15 protein-coding genes are annotated in these 17,297 nt (G+C 70.3%); 13 read left to right on the top strand and 2 right to left on the bottom strand.

The genetic code is table 11. The features are described from left to right. Nucleotides 1–2: 2 nt before the first annotated feature. Nucleotides 3–2,015 carry a Stk1 family PASTA domain-containing Ser/Thr kinase gene (gene pknB / locus M7D61_RS02950; protein WP_298227435.1) on the bottom strand — a complete coding sequence of 671 codons (2,013 nt, stop codon included), beginning with the start codon at nt 2,013–2,015 and terminating at the stop codon, nt 3–5. 72 nt (nt 2,016–2,087) lie between these two features. On the opposite strand from pknB, the gene M7D61_RS02945 reads away from it, so the two are divergent. Next, a complete protein-coding gene (locus M7D61_RS02945) occupies nt 2,088–2,444 on the top strand; it encodes an Rv2175c family DNA-binding protein (RefSeq protein ID WP_298227433.1) in 357 nt (118 codons plus the stop codon). A gap of 176 nt (nt 2,445–2,620) precedes the next feature. Here M7D61_RS02945 and M7D61_RS02940 read toward each other — a convergent pair whose 3' ends face one another. Next, nucleotides 2,621–3,724 (bottom strand): polyprenyl synthetase family protein, encoded by a 1,104-nt coding sequence (locus tag M7D61_RS02940; RefSeq protein ID WP_298227430.1) that lies wholly within the window; start codon nt 3,722–3,724, stop codon nt 2,621–2,623. Nucleotides 3,725–3,834: 110 nt separating this feature from the next. On the opposite strand from M7D61_RS02940, the gene M7D61_RS02935 reads away from it, so the two are divergent. The 12 genes from M7D61_RS02935 (at nt 3,835) to M7D61_RS02880 (ending at nt 17,296) form a co-directional block, all read left to right on the top strand. Further along, nucleotides 3,835–4,131 carry a DUF3040 domain-containing protein gene (locus M7D61_RS02935; protein ID WP_298227428.1) on the top strand — a complete coding sequence of 99 codons (297 nt, stop codon included), beginning with the start codon at nt 3,835–3,837 and terminating at the stop codon, nt 4,129–4,131. Between the two features lie 237 nt (nt 4,132–4,368). Then, nucleotides 4,369–4,800 (top strand): division/cell wall cluster transcriptional repressor MraZ, encoded by a 432-nt coding sequence (gene mraZ / locus M7D61_RS02930; protein ID WP_298227426.1) that lies wholly within the window; start codon nt 4,369–4,371, stop codon nt 4,798–4,800. Between the two features lie 98 nt (nt 4,801–4,898). Beyond that, nucleotides 4,899–5,852, top strand: coding sequence for a 16S rRNA (cytosine(1402)-N(4))-methyltransferase RsmH (gene rsmH, locus M7D61_RS02925; protein ID WP_298227424.1), 954 nt, complete (start codon nt 4,899–4,901; stop codon nt 5,850–5,852). Continuing rightward, entirely contained in the window at nt 5,849–6,523 is a 675-nt protein-coding gene (locus M7D61_RS02920; protein WP_298227422.1) for a hypothetical protein, read from the top strand. Before rsmH ends, M7D61_RS02920 begins: the two co-directional genes overlap by 4 nt. Before the next feature lie 19 nt (nt 6,524–6,542). Then, on the top strand, nt 6,543–8,327 hold the full coding sequence (locus M7D61_RS02915; RefSeq protein ID WP_298227420.1) for a penicillin-binding protein 2: 1,785 nt from the start codon (nt 6,543–6,545) through the stop codon (nt 8,325–8,327). A 7-nt stretch (nt 8,328–8,334) separates the two neighbouring features. Then, the gene (murF, locus tag M7D61_RS02910; protein WP_298227417.1) at nt 8,335–9,747 is read left to right on the top strand and encodes a UDP-N-acetylmuramoyl-tripeptide--D-alanyl-D-alanine ligase; all 1,413 of its coding nucleotides are present in this window, start codon (nt 8,335–8,337) and stop codon (nt 9,745–9,747) included. Further along, entirely contained in the window at nt 9,744–10,856 is a 1,113-nt protein-coding gene (mraY, locus tag M7D61_RS02905) for a phospho-N-acetylmuramoyl-pentapeptide-transferase (protein WP_298227415.1), read from the top strand. The genes murF and mraY overlap by 4 nt, the downstream gene beginning before the upstream one ends. Next, the gene (murD, locus tag M7D61_RS02900; protein ID WP_298227412.1) at nt 10,853–12,388 is read left to right on the top strand and encodes a UDP-N-acetylmuramoyl-L-alanine--D-glutamate ligase; all 1,536 of its coding nucleotides are present in this window, start codon (nt 10,853–10,855) and stop codon (nt 12,386–12,388) included. The genes mraY and murD overlap by 4 nt, the downstream gene beginning before the upstream one ends. 4 nt (nt 12,389–12,392) lie before the next feature. After that, a complete protein-coding gene (gene ftsW, locus M7D61_RS02895; RefSeq protein WP_298227410.1) occupies nt 12,393–13,661 on the top strand; it encodes a putative lipid II flippase FtsW in 1,269 nt (422 codons plus the stop codon). Further along, nucleotides 13,658–14,731 (top strand): UDP-N-acetylglucosamine--N-acetylmuramyl-(pentapeptide) pyrophosphoryl-undecaprenol N-acetylglucosamine transferase, encoded by a 1,074-nt coding sequence (locus M7D61_RS02890; protein ID WP_298227408.1) that lies wholly within the window; start codon nt 13,658–13,660, stop codon nt 14,729–14,731. The genes ftsW and M7D61_RS02890 overlap by 4 nt, the downstream gene beginning before the upstream one ends. 121 nt (nt 14,732–14,852) lie before the next feature. Beyond that, entirely contained in the window at nt 14,853–16,253 is a 1,401-nt protein-coding gene (gene murC / locus M7D61_RS02885) for a UDP-N-acetylmuramate--L-alanine ligase (protein ID WP_298227406.1), read from the top strand. After that, the gene (locus M7D61_RS02880) at nt 16,250–17,296 is read left to right on the top strand and encodes an FtsQ-type POTRA domain-containing protein (protein ID WP_298227404.1); all 1,047 of its coding nucleotides are present in this window, start codon (nt 16,250–16,252) and stop codon (nt 17,294–17,296) included. The genes murC and M7D61_RS02880 overlap by 4 nt, the downstream gene beginning before the upstream one ends. Nucleotide 17,297: the final 1 nt, after the last annotated feature.

The raw sequence follows: 17,297 nt of genomic DNA, 5'->3' as shown, positions 1-17,297 counted from the left end.
CGTCACCCCCCGGCGAATGTGCCGGAGATGGTCAGTGCGATGGTGCTGCCCTTCTTGAGTTGCTGCGTCGAGTCGGGGCTCTGGTAGGTCACCTGAAAGTACTTCTCGTTGCCGGTCACCGGGACGAAGCCGAGGCGCGACGGGTACTGGGGGACGAAGCCATCCGACTCGATGTCGTTGATCGCCTTGTTGAGCTTCTCGCCGACGACATTGGGCACCGGGAAGAGCTGGGCGCCCTTCGAGATGGTGAGCAGCATCGTGTCGCCGGGGCGGACGACCCCGCTGCCCTGCTCTGGGGCAGCGCTGATGACGCTGCCATTCGGAACGTTGTTGTCGTACTGCTGCGTCGAGTGCGGCGAGACCTGCAGCTGCACCGCGGTGAGCTGTGCCTCGGCCTCGCTGAGCGGGAGACCGGCCACGTTCGGGATCGGGCCGGCCGACACCACGAGGTCGACGGTCGCGCCCTGGACGGTCCTGCCGCCCTGCGAGACGTCCGTCGCGATGCCGTCGACGGTCGCCGCGATCACGGCGCCCTTGGCGACGCCGGCAGTGAACCGGGTGTCGATCGCGCTGCCGACGACCGCGCCCTGACCGGTGATCGCGGCCGTCGCCTTGGCCAGAGAAAGATTGGCGAGGACGGGCAGTGTGATGGGCTTCGGCCCTTGCGAGACGACGATCGTGACGATGTCGCCCTTGTGCAGCGGCGTGCCGGAGTCGGGCAGGGAGTTGATGACGAGTCCGGACTTCGTGTTGAGGCTGTTCGACTTGGATTGCGTGACGACGAACCCCTCGCCGACGAGCTTGGCGGAGGCGCTCTGCGCCGACAGGCCGGCCACCGGCGGCACCGCGATGAGCGCGCCCGGTCCGCTGCCGAACCACCAGCCGGTCGCGCCCGCGACGATGGCGAGCACTGCGACCGCGGAGAACAGCCACCAGCCCCGGCTGCGGCGGCCGCGGCTCACCGTGGCGAGCCGACCGACGGCGTCCGCGGCGGACGCCTCGGCGCGCACCTGCGCTGCCGGCCCGGTCAGCGATGAGGCCCGCGCGCCGATGAACTGGGTCGCCGCCGTCTGCGCGTGCGGCAGCTCGGCCGGGTCGAGGACCCTGGTCGTGTCGTCGACGCCGTGTGCTGCGCTGATCTGGACCGCACCGTTCCCCATGCCGGCGCTGCGCGTCGCCCGCTCGACGTCGAGCAGGGCATCCAGCATCTCGCCCGCGTCCTTCGGCCGCTCCTCGGGATTGTGCGCCGTCGCCCACAGGACGAGCGAGTCGAGCTGCGGCGGCACGAGCGGGTTCTTGCGGCTGGGCCGGGGCACGGCGTCGTTGGCGTGCTGGTAGGCGATCTGCATCGGCTGCTCGCCCTGGAACGGCTGCTCGCCCGCGAGCATCTCGTACATCATGATGCCGATGGCATAGATGTCGCTGCGGGTGTCGGCGACGCCGCGGGTGACGAGCTCGGGGGAGAGGTAGGCGATCGTGCCGAGCAGCGCCTGGCCGGTGCCGGTGGCCTTGCTTGCGGCGCGTGCGAGGCCGAAGTCGCCGAGCTTGATGCGCCCGTCGTCGGCGAGCAGCACGTTCTCGGGCTTGAGGTCGCGGTGCACGATGCCGGCACGGTGCGCGGCGGCGAGGCCGGCGAGCACCGACTCCATGATGTCCATGGTCTGCTCGGGGGTGAGCTTGCCGTAGTCGCGTAGCAGGTCGCGCAGCGTGATGCCGGGGAGGTACTCCATGACGAGGTACGCCGTGTCGGCGTCCTGCCCCTGGTCGAAGACATTGACGACATTGGGGTGCGCCAGGCGCGCGGCCGAGCGGGCCTCCTGGATGAAGCGGTTCTTGAAGCTCGTGTCGTCAGCGAGGTGCGAGTGCATCACCTTGACGGCGACGCGGCGTTCGAGGCGCAGGTCGGTCGCGAGGTAGACCGTCGCCATGCCGCCGCGGGCGATCCGCGAGCGCACCTGGTACCGGCCGTCGATCAGACGACCGATCAACGGGTCCGTCTGGCTCGTGGAGGTCACCCGACGAGTCTATGAAGCGCCCTGGGACGGCACCCGGAGCGAAACGGCCGCCGTTCTGGCACTGTTATTAAAGTGGCGACATCGAAGGAATCCCAACCCGGTCGCGTCTGGCTCACCGTCCCGGACCTCGTGGAGCGCCTCGGCGTGAGCCCCGGCCGCATCCGGCGCCTCCTCGAGGACCGGCATCTGCTCGCGGCGAAGCTCGACGGCGTGCTGCGGATCCCCGAGGATTTCCTCGAGCCGTCCGGCACCGAGCCGCTGCGCGACCTGCGCGGCACCCTCATCGTCCTCGGCGACGCCGGATTCAGCGACGACGAGGCGATGGACTGGCTGCTCTCCCTCGAGGAGAGCCTCGGCACCGCCCCCATCGACGCGCTGCGCTCGGGCCGCAAGGCCGAGGTCAGGCGGGTGGCCCAGGCCCTCGCATAGCGTCCGGTTGCCTTGCATCTGACGTGACGGTGCAGGGTCGCGTGACGTGTCGCCGACCTCGGTTCAGGTCGGCTCCGAGCGGATTGTCCAGGCGACTGCGCACTGATCCGAAGCGGGCGTCAGGTCCTCCGGACTGCGTTCGGCGCGGAGGGCGAGCGACGACGGTGCCGCGAGGCTCAGGACGCGCGGTCGGTCACCGAGCGGGCGAGCGCGCGCAGCGCACTGATCGCATCGGGCGCGAGGGATGCCTCGTCGAGCGCCGTATTCGCGCGCAGCACGTTGCGGTCGATGATCCGCTCGAGGTCCTCGACGGCACCGGAGTCCCGCATCGCCGACTGCAGCATGAGGATCTGCTCGGGGCTGAGGCCGGGGTCGCCGAGAAGCTCGTCGATGGTGCGACGGACCCCCGCAGGCACCTTCGTCCGGGTGAGCGCGACGAGCACGGTGCGCTTGCCCTCGCGCAGATCGTCGCCACTGGGCTTGCCGGTGATCGCGGTGTCGCCGAACACCCCGAGCAGGTCGTCCCGCAGCTGGAACGCGATACCCAGCGGCAGGCCGTAGGCCTTCAGCGTCGCGAGCTGGGTCTCATCGGCGCCGGCGATCGCGGCTCCCAGCAGCAGCGGCTGCTCGATGGAGTACTTCGCCGACTTGAAGACGATGACCCGCTCGGCGGAGGCCAGCACCTCCTTCTCGCTCCGCTCGACCCAGGCGCTCTCCTCCAGCACGTCAAGGTACTGCCCGGCAGTGACATCGGTGCGCATCTCGGTGAAGACGGCGCGCGCTGCGCGGGCCCGGGCGGGGGAATCCAGCAGCGCGAGGGATTCGTCGAGCAGTTCGTCGCTCCAGCCGAGCAGCAGATCGCCGAGCAGGATGGCCGCGGCGCGGCCGAATGCGGTGCCATCGCCCGTCCACCGCTTGTCATAGTGGAGACCCGCGAAGCGGACCTGCGCACTCGGGGCTCCCCGGCGGGTATCGGAGGAGTCGATGACGTCGTCGTGCACGAGGGCGGCCGCGTGGAACACCTCGAGGGCGGCCGCGGCGCCGAGGGCGGCCTCGGACTCGGCTTCCGTCTGCGCCGCAGACGAGTAGGCGGCGACGCCCCGCCAGCCCCAGTGGCAGAACTGCGCCCGAAATCTTTTGCCACCGCTGAGAAACTGCCGCGAGTACGTCAGGAGCGTGGCCACGTCAGGCCCGATCCGACCCACAATGGAGTCGCGGTCGGCGAAGAACCGGTCCAGGCGGGCCTGGACGGATTCGGCCAGGCGAGTGCTTTCGGACACGCGCCTAGCCTAGCGGCGCCGGGCGCGGGTACACTAAGCGCACAGTGCCGGTCAACAGAGGTCAGATCTCCTGCTGGACGGCCCAGACCGCCAGTCGAGAGGAGGCTGCGATGCCGCTTTCGGAGCACGAGCAGCGCCTCCTCGATGAGATGGAGCGCCAGCTCTACCAGAACGACGCCGACTTCGTTTCGGCGGTCGGCAGGCCTCGTCGTCGGCGTTCCACGTATCGCACCGTTGTCCTCGGGGTGCTCCTGCTCGTCGTCGGCGTCGGCGCCCTGCTCGTCGGCGTGATCTCCAAGTTCTCCATCGTGGGCATCGTCGGCTTCGTGCTCATGTTCGCGGGGGCCGTCGTCGCGCTCACCCCGAAGCGCAAGAGTTCCCAGACCCCGCCCGACGACCGCATCTAGACCCACTTCGCTCCACCCCACGGGCTGATCCGAACGGATCGGCCCCTTTTTTGTGCCCGCGCGGTCGCGAGAGAGCCGAACCGACTCCATTTCCCTCCACCGGTGATACCCCCGTAATGTCAGGGGCCTACTCCTCGTGTTGTCCGAAATTGGCCCGAGAATCCGGGATCTGTGGATGAAAGTGGGGTAATGTGGGAGCAACGTCAGTGGAGTGCGTGTGGAGAGGAGGTCGGCCCCGTGTTTCTCGGCAGCTACGCCCCGAAGCTCGATGAGAAGGGGCGCGTGATCCTTCCCGCGAAGTTCCGCGACGAACTCTCCGGCGGCCTCGTCCTCACCCGCGGTCAGGAGCACTGCATCTACGTCTTCTCGATGAGCGAGTTCCAGGCGCTGCACGAGAAGATCCGCCAGGCCCCTGTCGCCGACAAGCGCGCCCGCGACTACCTCCGTGTCTTCCTCTCCGGTGCCAGCGACGAAGAGCCCGACCGTCAGAACCGCGTGACCATTCCGCAGCCGTTGCGCACGTACGCCGGTCTCGAGCACGACCTCACCGTCATCGGCGCGGGCAACCGGGCCGAGATCTGGGCCACCCCGAAGTGGGAGGCGTACCTCGCCGAACACGAATCCTCGTTCGCCGACACCTCGGAGGAGGTGATTCCGGGCCTCTTCTAGGCGCACGCTCCGACTCCCAGCCAATCCGCCGCGGCGTACTTCCCCGGCGCCGCGTAGGAATGGATGGGAATCAGGGCAGGCGCCGTCACCGGACTCCGATGGCGATCTCCGACCTTCACACCCCTGTCATGCTCGAGCGCTGCCTCGAGCTGCTCGAGCCCGCGATCAGCCGGCCTCACGCCGTCGTCGTCGACGGCACCCTCGGCCTCGGCGGGCACAGCGAGGCGATGCTCGAGCGGTTCCCCGACCTCACGCTCGTCGGACTCGACCGCGACACGCAGGCGCTCGCCCTCGCCGGGGAGCGCCTCGCGCGTTTCGGGGCGAGGGTGCACCTCGTCCACGCCGTGTACGACACGGTGGATTCGGCGCTCGCCGCCCTCGGCATCCCCTCGATCGACGGCGCGCTCTACGACCTCGGGGTGAGCTCGATGCAGCTCGACGAGGCCGAGCGCGGCTTCGCCTACGCGAAGGACGCCCCGCTCGACATGCGGATGGACACCACGACCGAGCTCACCGCCGCCGATATCGTCGCGACCTACGGCCAGGGCGAGCTCGCCCGCCTCTTCCGCGAGTACGGCGAGGAGAAGCTCGCCGGGCGCTACGCCTCGTTCATCGTCCGCGAGCGCGCGGCGGCGCCGATCACGCGCACCGGCCAGCTCGTCGACCTGCTGCAGCGGGCGACGCCGGCCGCGATCAGCAACCAGGGCCACCCCGCGAAGCGGGTGTTCCAGGCCCTGCGCATCGAGGTCAACCAGGAGCTCGCCGTGCTCGAGCGGGCCATTCCGCGCGCGATCGCCGCCCTCGACCTCGGCGGGCGGCTCGTCGTCATGTCCTACCAGTCGCTCGAGGACCGCATCGTCAAGCGGATCTTCGCCGCCGGCTCCACCTCGACCGCCCCTCGGGGCCTGCCCGTCGAGCTTCCCGAGCACAGGCCGGAGCTGAGACTCCTCACTCGCGGGGCCGAGACCGCGAGCGACGCCGAGAAGGCGCGCAATCCGCGCAGCGCGCCGGTCAGGTTGCGCGCAGTGGAGAGGATCAAGGAGGCGGCATGAGCCTGCAGGCATGGGTCGACGAGAATCCCTGGGTCAGCGATGCACCGCTGCCGTCGCGCCACGAAGAGCGCCGCGGCCTGCTCGCCCCCGTCGAGCAGATCGTCGGACGCCGCAAGCGCCCCGTCCTCTTTTACGCCGCCGCCGCGGTCGCCGCCATTCTCGCGATCGTGTGCGTGCAGCTCGGCTTCAGCATCGCCGTCTCGAACGGCGCCTACCAGCTCGCCTCGCTGCAGCAGACGCAGGACGACACCTCGCGCTCCCTCCAGGCGGCGACCGAGCAGGTCGCAACCCTGTCGAGCCCGCAGAACCTCGCCCGGAACGCCGCCGCGCTCGGCATGGTGGAGAGCGCCAACCCGGTGTACCTCAACCTCAAGACCGGCCACGTCCTCGGCCAGCCGAGCCCGGGCGTCGTCTCACCGGTCGCCCGCAACCTCGTGCCGAACTCGCTCCTGACCGGCGTGCCGATCGCGACGTATTCGACAGCGGGCGACACGACTCCCGGAACCCACGTCACGCCGGACTTCCAGAACTATGTCCCGAAGGCGGGCGCCTACGCGACGGCTGGGAAAACCGCCGCGAAACCGGCAACGCCGAAGGCCAATCCGACCCCTGCGGCGACCGGCCCCGTAGCGTGGCCAGGAGGCCTGCTGCCCTCGCCGAACACCCACTAGCAGCCGATTCGGAGGCGCCGTGAAACCGACGAAGTCGACGAAGCGGCGCACGTCGACCATCCTGGTCGTCGTCCTGCTGGGGGTGTGCCTCGTCGTCTACAAGCTCATCGACATCCAGGTGGTGAGCGCCGGCGCCCTCGCCGCGCAGGCCGCCGCCGCCCGCGGCAGCGTCGACACGATCTACGCTCCGCGCGGCGACATCGTCGCCGACGACGGCACGGTGCTCGCCGGCAGCGTGCTGAGGTACGACTTCCAGGCCGACCCGTCGCACACCGCCGATTTCCAGCTCACGGATTCTGCGGGGCACGCCACCACTGTCACGGTGGCCCAGGCGCTCGAGGAGCTCGCGAACGCGACGGGTGGCAGTGCCGCCAGGTTCCAGGCGGCGATCACCGCCGCGCTCAAGGCGAACCCGGACTCGCTGTACGCGCTGCTCTACTCCAATGCCGACGTCGCGGCGTACAACAGGGTCATCGCCCTGAAGATCCCGTGGGTGCATGCGACGAGCCATCCGGGGCGGGTGTATCCCGATGGCGCCGTCGCCGGGAACATCATCGGCTACCTCAATGCCCAGGGCGTCGGCGTCGAAGGCCTCGAGTCCGCCTACCAGCAGTGCCTCGCCGGCGTCGACGGTAAGGAGAGCTACCAGTACGGCGCCGACGGCGTCGTCATCCCCGGCAGCACGCAGGTGACCAAGGCGGCGAAGCCCGGCGGCACGCTCGTGACGACCCTCGACGCCGACCTCAACTGGTTCGCCAACCAGCAGCTCGTCGATCAGGTCGCCAAGACCGGCGCCGAGTTCGGACAGATCGCCGTCATCGACACGAAGACCGGCGCGATCAAGGCGTCCGCCCAGTACCCCTCCGTCGACCCCAACAACGTCGACGGCACCCCGGCCGCATACCGCAGCACCGCGATGATGTTCTCCTCCCAGTTCGAGCCGGGCTCGATCTTCAAGGCGATCAGCGCCGCGGCGATGATCGACTCGGGGTATGCCACCCCCTCGTCCCGGGTCATCGCCCCCTACGCGTTCACCGCGCCCGGCGGCGTCCTGGTGCACGACGCCGAGGGGCACGGCGACTCGCGGCTGACGCTCACCGGCATCCTCATGAACTCCTCGAACACCGGCATCTCGTCGCTCGGCGCGAACATGGACCCGATGGTGCGCTACGCGTACTACCAGAAGTTCGGCATCGGAACGGCTACTGGCGTCGACTTCCCGGCCGAGTCGAGCGGCGTGCTCACCAACCCGAGCACCTGGAGTCCGCAGACGAAGTTCTCGACCCTGTTCGGGCAGGGCGTCTCGGCCACCCAGGCGCAGATGCTCGACGCCTACCAGGCGCTCGCCAATGGTGGGGTGCGGATCCCGCTCACGCTCGTCAAGGGCTGCCGGCAGGCCGACGGCGCCGTGACCGACGCGCCCAAGCCCAAGCCGGTTCGCGTCGTCTCGAAGAAGTCGGCGCAGACCGTGCTCGACATGCTCGAGTCGATCGTGCAGCAGGGCCCCTACCGCAACACCCTCAGGATGGCCGGCTACCGCTACTCGGCCAAGACCGGTACCGCGCAGGAGCCGAACCCCAACGGCTCGGGGTATTTCGCCGGTAAGTACTATGTCTCGGTGATGGGCGTGACGACGACCGACGACCCGCGGTACGTCATCTCGGTGAACCTCGGGTACCCGACGACGAACAGGACGTCGGCGGCTGCGATCCCGCTCTTCAAGATCATGGTTCAGCAGGTGCTCAAGACCTTCCACATCGCGCCCTCCTCGAGCGTGCCGACGATGTACCAGCCCTACTGGTGATGCCGTCGTGATTCCGCTTCCCCTCTCCGGGATCGCCGCCGCCGTCTCGGGCCGTCTCGTGCTGCGCGCAGACGTCGCACCCGAGACGATCGTCGACGGCCCGTCCACCACCGACTCCCGCGAGGTCGTGGCCGGGGGCATCTTCTTCGCCAAGCGCGGCGAGGTCACCGACGGCCACCTCTTCGCCCCGCAGGCCGTCGAACGGGGCGCCGCGCTGCTTGTCGTCGAGCGCGAGCTCGACCTCGACGTGCCGCAGGTCGTCGTCGGCGACACTGTGACCGCGCTCGGCGCCCTCGCGAAGCACATCGTCGCCGCGGTGCGCGCGCTCGGCCGTCTCACGGTGGTCGCGGTCACCGGGTCGAACGGCAAGACGACGACGAAGAACCTGCTGCGCAGCATCCTGTCGGAGGTCGGCTCCGTCGTCGCACCCAGGGGCTCGCTCAACAACGAGGTCGGCGCGCCCATCACGATGCTTCAGGTGGATGCCGCGACCGACTTCCTCGTCGCCGAGTACGGCGCCGGCCACCTCGGCGAGATCGCGCACCTCGTCTCGCTCGCGCGGCCCGATGTCGCTATCGTGCTCAAGGTCGGCCTCGCCCACGTCGGCGAATTCGGGGGAGTGGAGGCGATCTTCCGTGCCAAGAGCGAGATGGTCACCGCGTTGCGCGAGGGCGATATCGCCGTGCTCAACATCGATGACCGTCGCGTCGCCGAGATGGCCCCGCTGACCCGCGCGACCCCGCTGTGGTTCGGTCTCGGTCCCGGCGCCCAGGTCACTGCGCGCGAGATCGAGGCCTCCGCGGAGGGCACGGTGTTCACTCTCGTGCTGCCGGACGGCGAGAGCGCACCGGTGCGCTTCCGGGTGCTCGGCGAGCACCACGTCATGAACGCGCTGGCCGCCGCCGCGGCATCCCACGCCCTCGGCGTGCCCATCGCCGCGATCGTCGCGGGCCTCGAGGCCGTCACTCGTGCCGAGCGCTGGCGGATGGAGGTGCTCGGGGGCCGCGACGGCGTCGTCGTCGTCAACGACGCCTACAACGCGAGCCCCGACTCGATGACGGCAGCACTGCGCACCCTCGCCACGATCAAGAAGCCCGGCCACAAGACCATCGCGGTCCTCGGCACGATGGCCGAGCTCGGCGAGCACTCCGGGGAGGCGCACGACCAGGTCGGCCTCGATGTCGTCGTGCTCGGCATCGACCGGCTCGTCGTCGTCGGGCCCGACGCCCGCCGCATGCACGTGGCGGCCCAACGCGAGGGCACGTTCTTCAGCGACGAGTCGCAGTACGTCGAGACCGTCGATGAGGCCTACGCCCTCGTCATGGCGATGGTGGAGCCGGGCGACACCATCCTCGTGAAGTCGTCGAACTCGGCGGGATTGCGGTTCCTCGGCGACCGGCTGGGAGAATCGTTCTCGTGAGGGCCCTCATCATCGCCGCTGCGATCTCGCTGGTCCTCGCCCTCGTCCTCACCCCGCTCTTCGCGAAGCTCTCGCGCCGACTCGAGCTCGGCCAGTTCATCCGCGAGGACGGCCCCAAGTCGCACTATGCCAAGCACGGCACCCCGACGATGGGCGGCATCGTCATCATCGTCGCGGCGATCGCCGGGTTCTTCGGGGCGGCGCTCATCACCGGCGGCGACGGCGTCTCGGCGGCGTCGCTGCTCGTGCTGCTCATGCTCGTCGGCAACGGGCTCGTCGGCTTCGTCGACGACTTCATCAAGGTCCGTCGGCAGCGCAGCCTCGGCCTCGGCGGCTGGGCCAAGATCGGCGGCCAGGTCGTGGTCGCGACCGCCTTCGGCCTGCTCGCGATCAACTTCCCCGACGACCACGGCCACACGCCGGCGTCCACAGCGGTCTCGTTCATCCGCGATCTGCCCGGTGTCGACCTGCTCGTGTGGGGCGGCATCCCGGCTGTCGGCATCATCCTCTACCTCGTCTGGATCAACCTCATCTCGGCGAGCACGACCAACGGCGTCAATGTCACCGACGGCCTCGACGGCCTCGCGACGGGCGCGTCGATCCTCGCGATCGGCGCCTACCTGCTCATCGGGTTCTGGCAGTACAACGAGTCCTGCTACAACCCGCGTCTGGAGAGCGCGAACGTCGCCGCCTGCTACCAGGTGAGCACGCCTCTCAACCTCGCGGTCGTCGCGGCGGCGATCGTCGGCGCGCTGGTCGGCTTCCTGTGGTGGAACACGAACCCGGCGAAGATCATCATGGGCGACACCGGCTCGCTCGGCCTGGGGGGCGCGCTCGCGGCGCTCGCCGTCGAGAGCCACACCGAGCTCCTCCTCGTCATCATCGGGGCGCTCTTCGTCATCGAACCCGGCTCGGTCATCATTCAGCGCGCCTATTTCAAGTTCACGCACGGCAAGCGCATCTTCCGCATGAGCCCGATTCACCACCACTTCGAGCTCAAAGGCTGGGCCGAGGTCACCGTCGTCGTGAGGTTCTGGATCATCGCCGGCCTCTTCGCTGCGATCGGCGTCGGCGCGTTCTATCTCGAGTGGTCCCTCAGGGCGCCATGACCACGCCCGAACTCGCCGCGCGGCTCGGCGCTCTGACGAGCTGGCACGCCGACTGGAAGGGGCTGCGCGTCGCCGTCTTCGGGCTCGCGATGACGGGATTCTCCGTCGCCGACACCCTCGCCGAGCTCGGCGCCCGGGTCATCGTCGTCACCGAGGCCGCCGACGAGCACTACGCGCGCCTGCTGCCCGTCATCGGCGTCGAGCTCGTCGAACAGCCGGGCATCGAGGTCGCGCCGGAGCGGCTCACGGCTTTCGACGCCGACCTCGTCGTGGTCTCGCCGGGGTTCCCGCCGTCTCACCCGCTGCTGACCTGGGCGGAATCCGAGCGCATCGAGGTGTGGGGCGATATCGAGCTCGCGTGGCGGGTGCGCGACAAGGTGCTGCGCGCCGACGGCACCCCCGCCGAGTGGATCTCCATCACCGGTACCAACGGCAAGACCACCACGACACAGCTCACCGCGACGTTCCTCGCGGCCGGCGGGGTGCGCGCGGCGCCGTGCGGCAACATCGGGGTGCCTATTCTCGACGCGGTGCGCGATCCCGGAGGCTTCGACGTGCTCGTCGTCGAGCTCTCCAGCCACCAGCTGCACTGGGTGCGCCGCGGCGGGCCCGGCGCCCTGCACCCGTTCTCGTCGGTCTGCCTCAACATTGCCGAGGACCACCTGGAGTGGCACGGCTCCTTCGACGCCTACCTGGGCGCCAAGGCGAAGGTGTACGAGAACACCAAGACCGCCTGCGTCTACAACAAGGCCGACGAGATGACGATCCGCATGGTCGAGGACGCCGACGTCGAGGAGGGCGCGAGAGCCATCGGCTTCGGCCTCGGCGTGCCGGGGCCGAGCGACTTCGGCGTCATCGAGGGCATCCTCGTGGACCGGGCGTTCCTCGACGACCGCCACCACACCGCGCTCGAGCTCTCCACCGTCGCCGAGCTCCGCGAGCGGGGGCTCGGCGCCGCGCACATCGTGGCGAACATCCTCGCCGCCGCCGCGCTGGCGCGCTCGTTCGGGGTCGAGACGGGCGTCATCCACGATGTGCTCGAGACGTTCCGGCTCGACCACCACCGCATCGAGGTCGTGACCCGGCACCGCGGCGTCGAGTGGGTCGACGACTCGAAGGCGACCAACCCCCACGCGGCCGACGCCTCGCTGCGCGCCTTCGAGCCGGTGGTGTGGATCGTCGGCGGATTGCTCAAGGGCGTGCACGTCGACGACCTGGTACGCGCGCACGCCGGCCGACTGCGCGCGGCCGTCCTCATCGGGCAGAACCGCGACGCGGTGCGCGACGCCTTCCGGCGCCACGCGCCCGAGGTGCCGCTCGCCGAGGTCACGACGACGGAGCGCGGCCTGCCCGTCATGACCGAGGCCGTCCGCCTCGCGGACGGAGCCGCCGAGCCGGGCGATACGGTGCTGCTGGCGCCGGCCGCGGCATCGTTCGACCAGTTCGCCGGATACGACGAGCGCGGCGATCTCTTCACCTCGGCGGTGCGCGGCCTGGTTGCCGGAGATTCCGGCGAGGGGGATGCAGACTGATCGCGTGAGTCGCGTCGCCGTGCCCGAACTGCCCCGCCTGCGCGGCGCGCGGGTGTCACTCGGGCGGATGTTCGAGGCCGAGTCGAGCAACTTCTTCATGCTGCTCGGGGTGACCCTGTTCATGGTCGCCTTCGGCCTGCTCATGGTGCTCTCGTCGTCGTACGTCGATGCGCATTCCCGCGGGCAGAGCTGGTTCGCAAGCTTCTTCAGCCAGGCCGTCTACGCGATCATCGGCCTGCCGCTCATGTTCCTTCTCAGCCGGTTCACCGTGCGGTGGTGGGCGAGGCTGTCCTGGCTCGCGCTCGGCTTCTCGTGGGTGCTGCAGGCGCTCGTCGTGCTCACTCCGCTCGGCCGCGTCTCAGGCGGCAACCGCAACTGGCTCGCGATCGGCCCGATCGCGTTCCAGCCCTCCGAGCTCATCAAGCTCGCATTGCTCGTGTGGCTCGCCGCGTTCTTCCACCGCCGCGAGCGCCACCTCGACCGGTTCTCGACGCTGATCCCCGCGCTCCTCGCATCCGCCGTCTCGCTCATGCTCGTCCTGCTCGGAGGCGACCTCGGGACCACGATGATCATGTCGGCGCTCGTGCTCGGCTGTCTGCTCGTCGCAGGCATCCGGATCCGGCACCTCGTCGTCATCCTCGTCATCGTCGCCGGGATCGTCGTGCTGTTCGTCCTCACGTCCTCCAACCGGCTGCGCCGCATCGGGTCGTTCCTGCACCCGTCGACGGGCGTCGACCTCGGGACGGGGTACCAGGTGCAGCAGGGCATGTGGGGCATGGCGAACGGCGGCATCTTCGGGGTGGGCCTGGGGAACTCGCAGTCGAAGTGGCACTGGCTGCCGGCGTCCTCGACCGACTTCATCTTCGCGATCACCGCCGAGGAGCTCGGCCTCATCGGCGCGCTGCTCGTGCTGGCGCTCTTCGTCTTCCTCGCCATCGCGCTGGTGCGCATCGTGCGCGCCTCCGACACCGCGTTCGGCCGCGTCTTCACCGGCGGCGTCCTGGTGTGGCTGATGACCGAGGCGATCGTGAACATCGGCGTCGTCGTCGGGCTGTTCCCTGTGCTCGGCGTGCCGTTGCCGCTGTTCTCGTCCGGCGGCACCGCCCTCATCTCGACCTTGGCCTCGATCGGCGTCGTGCTGTCGTTCGCCAGGACGCGGCCGCTGGGCGGCGAGCATCCGGCGGACCCGCGCGCGGTCGCGTCCCGCCGACAGGCGCAGGGCGCTGCGTCGGGCACCGCGCGCGCCTCCGCCCGGCAGCCTGCGGTCCGATGACGCGCTACCTGCTGGCCGGCGGGGGCACCGCCGGCCATGTCAACCCGTTGCTCGCCGTCGCCGACGAGCTGGTCAGGCGGCATCCGGATGCCGAGATCATCGTCCTCGGCACCGCAGAGGGTCTCGAGGCCAGGCTCGTTCCCGCGCGCGGCTACGAGCTCGTCACCATCCCGAAGCTGCCGTTCCCGCGGCGGCCGGGTCGTGACGCCGTCGCGTTCCCGCTGAGGTGGTACCGCACGGTGAAGCGCGTGCGTGCGATCATCCGCGAGCGCCGGGTCGACGCGGTCGCGGGCTTCGGTGGCTACGCCGCGGCGCCCGCATACGTCGCCGCCCACCGCGAGCACATCGCCCTCGCCATCCACGAGTCCAATGCGAAACCCGGCATGGCGAGCCGCCTCGGCGCCCGCCGCACGCGCTTCGTCGGCGTCGCCCTCCAGGGCACCCCGCTGAGGAGCGCGACGTGGGTGGGGATGCCGCTGCGGCGCGAGATCGAGGACCTCGACGGGCCCGCCGCCCGGGCCGAGGCGAAGAGCTTCTTCGGCCTCGACGACCGGCCGACGCTGCTCGTCACCGGCGGATCGCTGGGTGCCAGGCGCATCAACTCGACGATGCTCGCCTGCGCGCAGGACGTGCTCGACGCCGGCTACCAGGTGCTGCACATCCAGGGGCCGGCGCACGAGTTCGAGGACCCGCAACTGCCCGGCTACCATCTCGTCGACTACTGCGACCGGATGGAACTCGCGCTCGCGGCGGCGGACGCCGCCGTGTCCCGCTCGGGCGGGATCGTCAGCGAGCTCACTCTCCTCGGCCTTCCCGCGGTCTACGTCCCCTATGCCGTCGGCAACGGCGAGCAGCGCTACAACGCCCAGGCGATCGTCGACGCCGGTGGCGGGATCCTCGTCGACGACGCGGCCTTCACGCCCGCTGCCGTACGCGAGACGGTGCTGCCGCTGCTGCGCGACCCTGCGCGGCTGGCGGCCATGGCGCAGGCGGCGGCCTCGCTCGGCGTCCGCGATGGGTCGAAGCGCTTCGCCGACCTCGTCGACCAGGCGGTTGCTGCGGCCGGCTGAGGGACAGCGGGAGCCGCATTCGAGCGCGGCCTGGTCTCGCAGCCGAAAAGCTGGAGGACCTCCTGAGCCTGCCGCGCGTGGCTTTCCGCGAACGCGCAGCCGCGCGGCCGATACTGAACGGGTGATCAAGCCAGACCTGTCGATGCCGCTTCCGGCGACCATCGGCACGGTCCACTTCGTCGGCATCGGCGGCTCCGGCATGAGCGGGCTCGCCCGGCTCTTCCTCGCGGCGGGCCACCGCGTCACCGGCTCCGACCGCGCCGACAGCGAGTACGTGCACGAGTTGCGCGCGCTCGGTGCTCGGATCGCCATCGGCCACGATGCCGCCAATCTCCCGGCCGATGCGTCGGCCCTCGTGTACACGGGCGCGCTCTGGGCCGATAATGCCGAATACCTCGCGGCGATAAGCCGCGGCATCCCGGTGCTGCACCGCTCGCAGGCGCTCGCCTGGCTCACTCGCGGTCACCGCGTCGTCGCCGTCGCCGGCGCGCACGGCAAGACGACGACGACCGGGATGCTCGCCACCGCCCTCGTGGGCCTCGGCGCCGATCCGAGCTTCGTGAGCGGGGGAGTGGTCGCCGGCCTCGAGACGAACGCGGCCGCAGGCGGCAGCGATCTGTTCGTCATCGAGGCCGACGAGTCGGACGGCTCCTTCCTCCTCTACGACGCCGCGGTCGCCCTCATCACCAACGTCGACGACGACCACCTCGACCACTACGGCTCCTACGAGGCCGTCGAGGCGGCGTTCGTCGAGTTCGCACGGCGGGCGCGCGACCTCGTCGTGATCTCGTCGGATGACCCCGGCGCGGTGTCGGTCGGTGCCCGGCTGGGCGGGCCGGTCGTGACCTTCGGGGAATCGCCGGCCGCCGATGTCCGGGTCGTCGACATCGTCGCCGACGGGCCCGTCGCGTTCGGCATCGAATGGGGCGGGCAACGCCTCGACACCCGTCTGCGCGTGCCCGGCCGCCACAACGCGATCAACGCCGCCGGCGCCTTCGCGGTGCTCGTCGGCCTCGGATTCGACGCGGATGCCGCGCTCGACGCGGTCGCCGCATTCGGCGGTACGCACCGCCGCTTCGAGCTGCATGGCACGGTCGGCGGAGTGAGCGTCTACGACGACTACGCGCACCACCCGGCCGAGGTCCGCGCCGTGCTCGAGGCGGCGCGTTCCGTCGTGGGCGGCGGCCGCATCATCGCCATCCATCAGCCGCATACCTACAGCCGCACCGCGCGGCTCTCCGGCGAGTTCGCCGAAACGCTCGAGCGCTTCGCCGACGAGACGGTCGTGCTCGACGTGTTCGGCGCCCGCGAGGATCCGGTGCCGGGTGTGACCGGTGCCCTCGTCAGCGAGAAGTTCCATGACGGCGCCCGCGTGCGGTTCATCTCCGACTGGCAGGAGGCCGCCGACTACGCGGCGCGGCTCGCCCGCCCCGGCGACTTCGTCATCACCCTCGGCTGCGGCGACGTCAATCTCATCGTTCCGCAGCTCCTCGACTCGCTGACGGCGCAGACGGTGTCATGAAGCGGCCGACGCAGACGGTGTCGCAGTCAGGGGGCCTCTCCGGTCAGGGCAGCGGCCCGGTGGACCCCCGCGCGGAGGCCCGCCGACAGGCGGACATCGCCGCGCTCGTCAAGACGGTGAAGGCGGCGGACGCCCGTTCCGGGGACGCTGAGCCCACGCTCGCTCTGGAGGACAGCGTCACGCCGCCGGTCGGCCGGGCGGAGGCCGCGCGAGGGTCCGCCGGATCCTCGCGTCCAGCGGAGCGTCCGCCCGTCCGCCAACGGCCGGAGCTCCTCCACCCCCGCGAGGTGCGACGCCAGAGGCGCCAGGCGATCAAGGAGCGCAGGCGCTACGAGCGCGAGGAGGTCAGGCGCTTCACCCGCCGTCAGCGCATCCGCCGCCGCGCCTGGCTCATCGGCGCGGGCGTCGTGGTGGTGGTGCTCGGGGGAGCGGTCGTGACCGCCTTCTCGCCGGCGATGGCGCTGAGGACCATCGAGGTCGTCGGGACGCACCGCATCAAGGTGTCCGACGTCGAGGCGGCCCTCGCCGGCCAGCTCGGCAGGCCGCTGCCGCTGGTGAACCTCAGCGCCGTGGGCGGCGATCTGTCGTCGTTCAGCCTCATCCGCAGCTACGCGACCGAGCTCGTGCCGCCCTCGACCCTCATCGTGCGCATCGCCGAGCGCACCCCGCTCGGCGTTGTGAGATCGGCGGCGGGCTTCGACCTCGTCGACGAGGCCGGGGTGACGGTGGCGGAGTCGGCCTCGCAGCCGTCCGGCTACCCGCTTATCACGGTGGGGGCGGGCACCAGGAACCTCGCGACGGCACCGGCGTTCACGGCGGTCGCGATTGTGCTCGCGGGCCTGCCGTCCTCGCTGAAGGTGACCACGGCCTCCGCGGCGACCTCGCAGAGCGTCGAGTTCCAGCTCAGCACCGGCAAGAAGGTCATCTGGGGCGGCACGGCGGATTCCGCCCTCAAGCTCGCGGACCTCACGGTCCTGCTCAAGTCGGTCCCCGGCGCATCGACCTATGACGTGTCGAGCCCTCAGAGCCCCGTCACCCGCTGAC

The sequence above is a fragment of the Gryllotalpicola sp. genome (assembly GCF_027352875.1).
Taxonomy (GTDB): domain Bacteria; phylum Actinomycetota; class Actinomycetes; order Actinomycetales; family Microbacteriaceae; genus Gryllotalpicola.
This window is presented reverse-complemented; position numbering and strand designations above follow the sequence as displayed.

Excerpts from the sequence above, each read along its gene's own strand:
- M7D61_RS02935 (WP_298227428.1), top strand. The coding sequence starts at position 3,835 with ATGCCGCTTTCGGAGCACGAGCAGCGCCTCCTCGATGAGATGGAGCGC.
- rsmH (WP_298227424.1), top strand. The coding sequence starts at position 4,899 with ATGGCGATCTCCGACCTTCACACCCCTGTCATGCTCGAGCGCTGCCTC.
- M7D61_RS02920 (WP_298227422.1), top strand. The coding sequence starts at position 5,849 with ATGAGCCTGCAGGCATGGGTCGACGAGAATCCCTGGGTCAGCGATGCA.
- murD (WP_298227412.1), top strand. The coding sequence starts at position 10,853 with ATGACCACGCCCGAACTCGCCGCGCGGCTCGGCGCTCTGACGAGCTGG.
- M7D61_RS02890 (WP_298227408.1), top strand. The coding sequence starts at position 13,658 with ATGACGCGCTACCTGCTGGCCGGCGGGGGCACCGCCGGCCATGTCAAC.
- M7D61_RS02880 (WP_298227404.1), top strand. The coding sequence starts at position 16,250 with ATGAAGCGGCCGACGCAGACGGTGTCGCAGTCAGGGGGCCTCTCCGGT.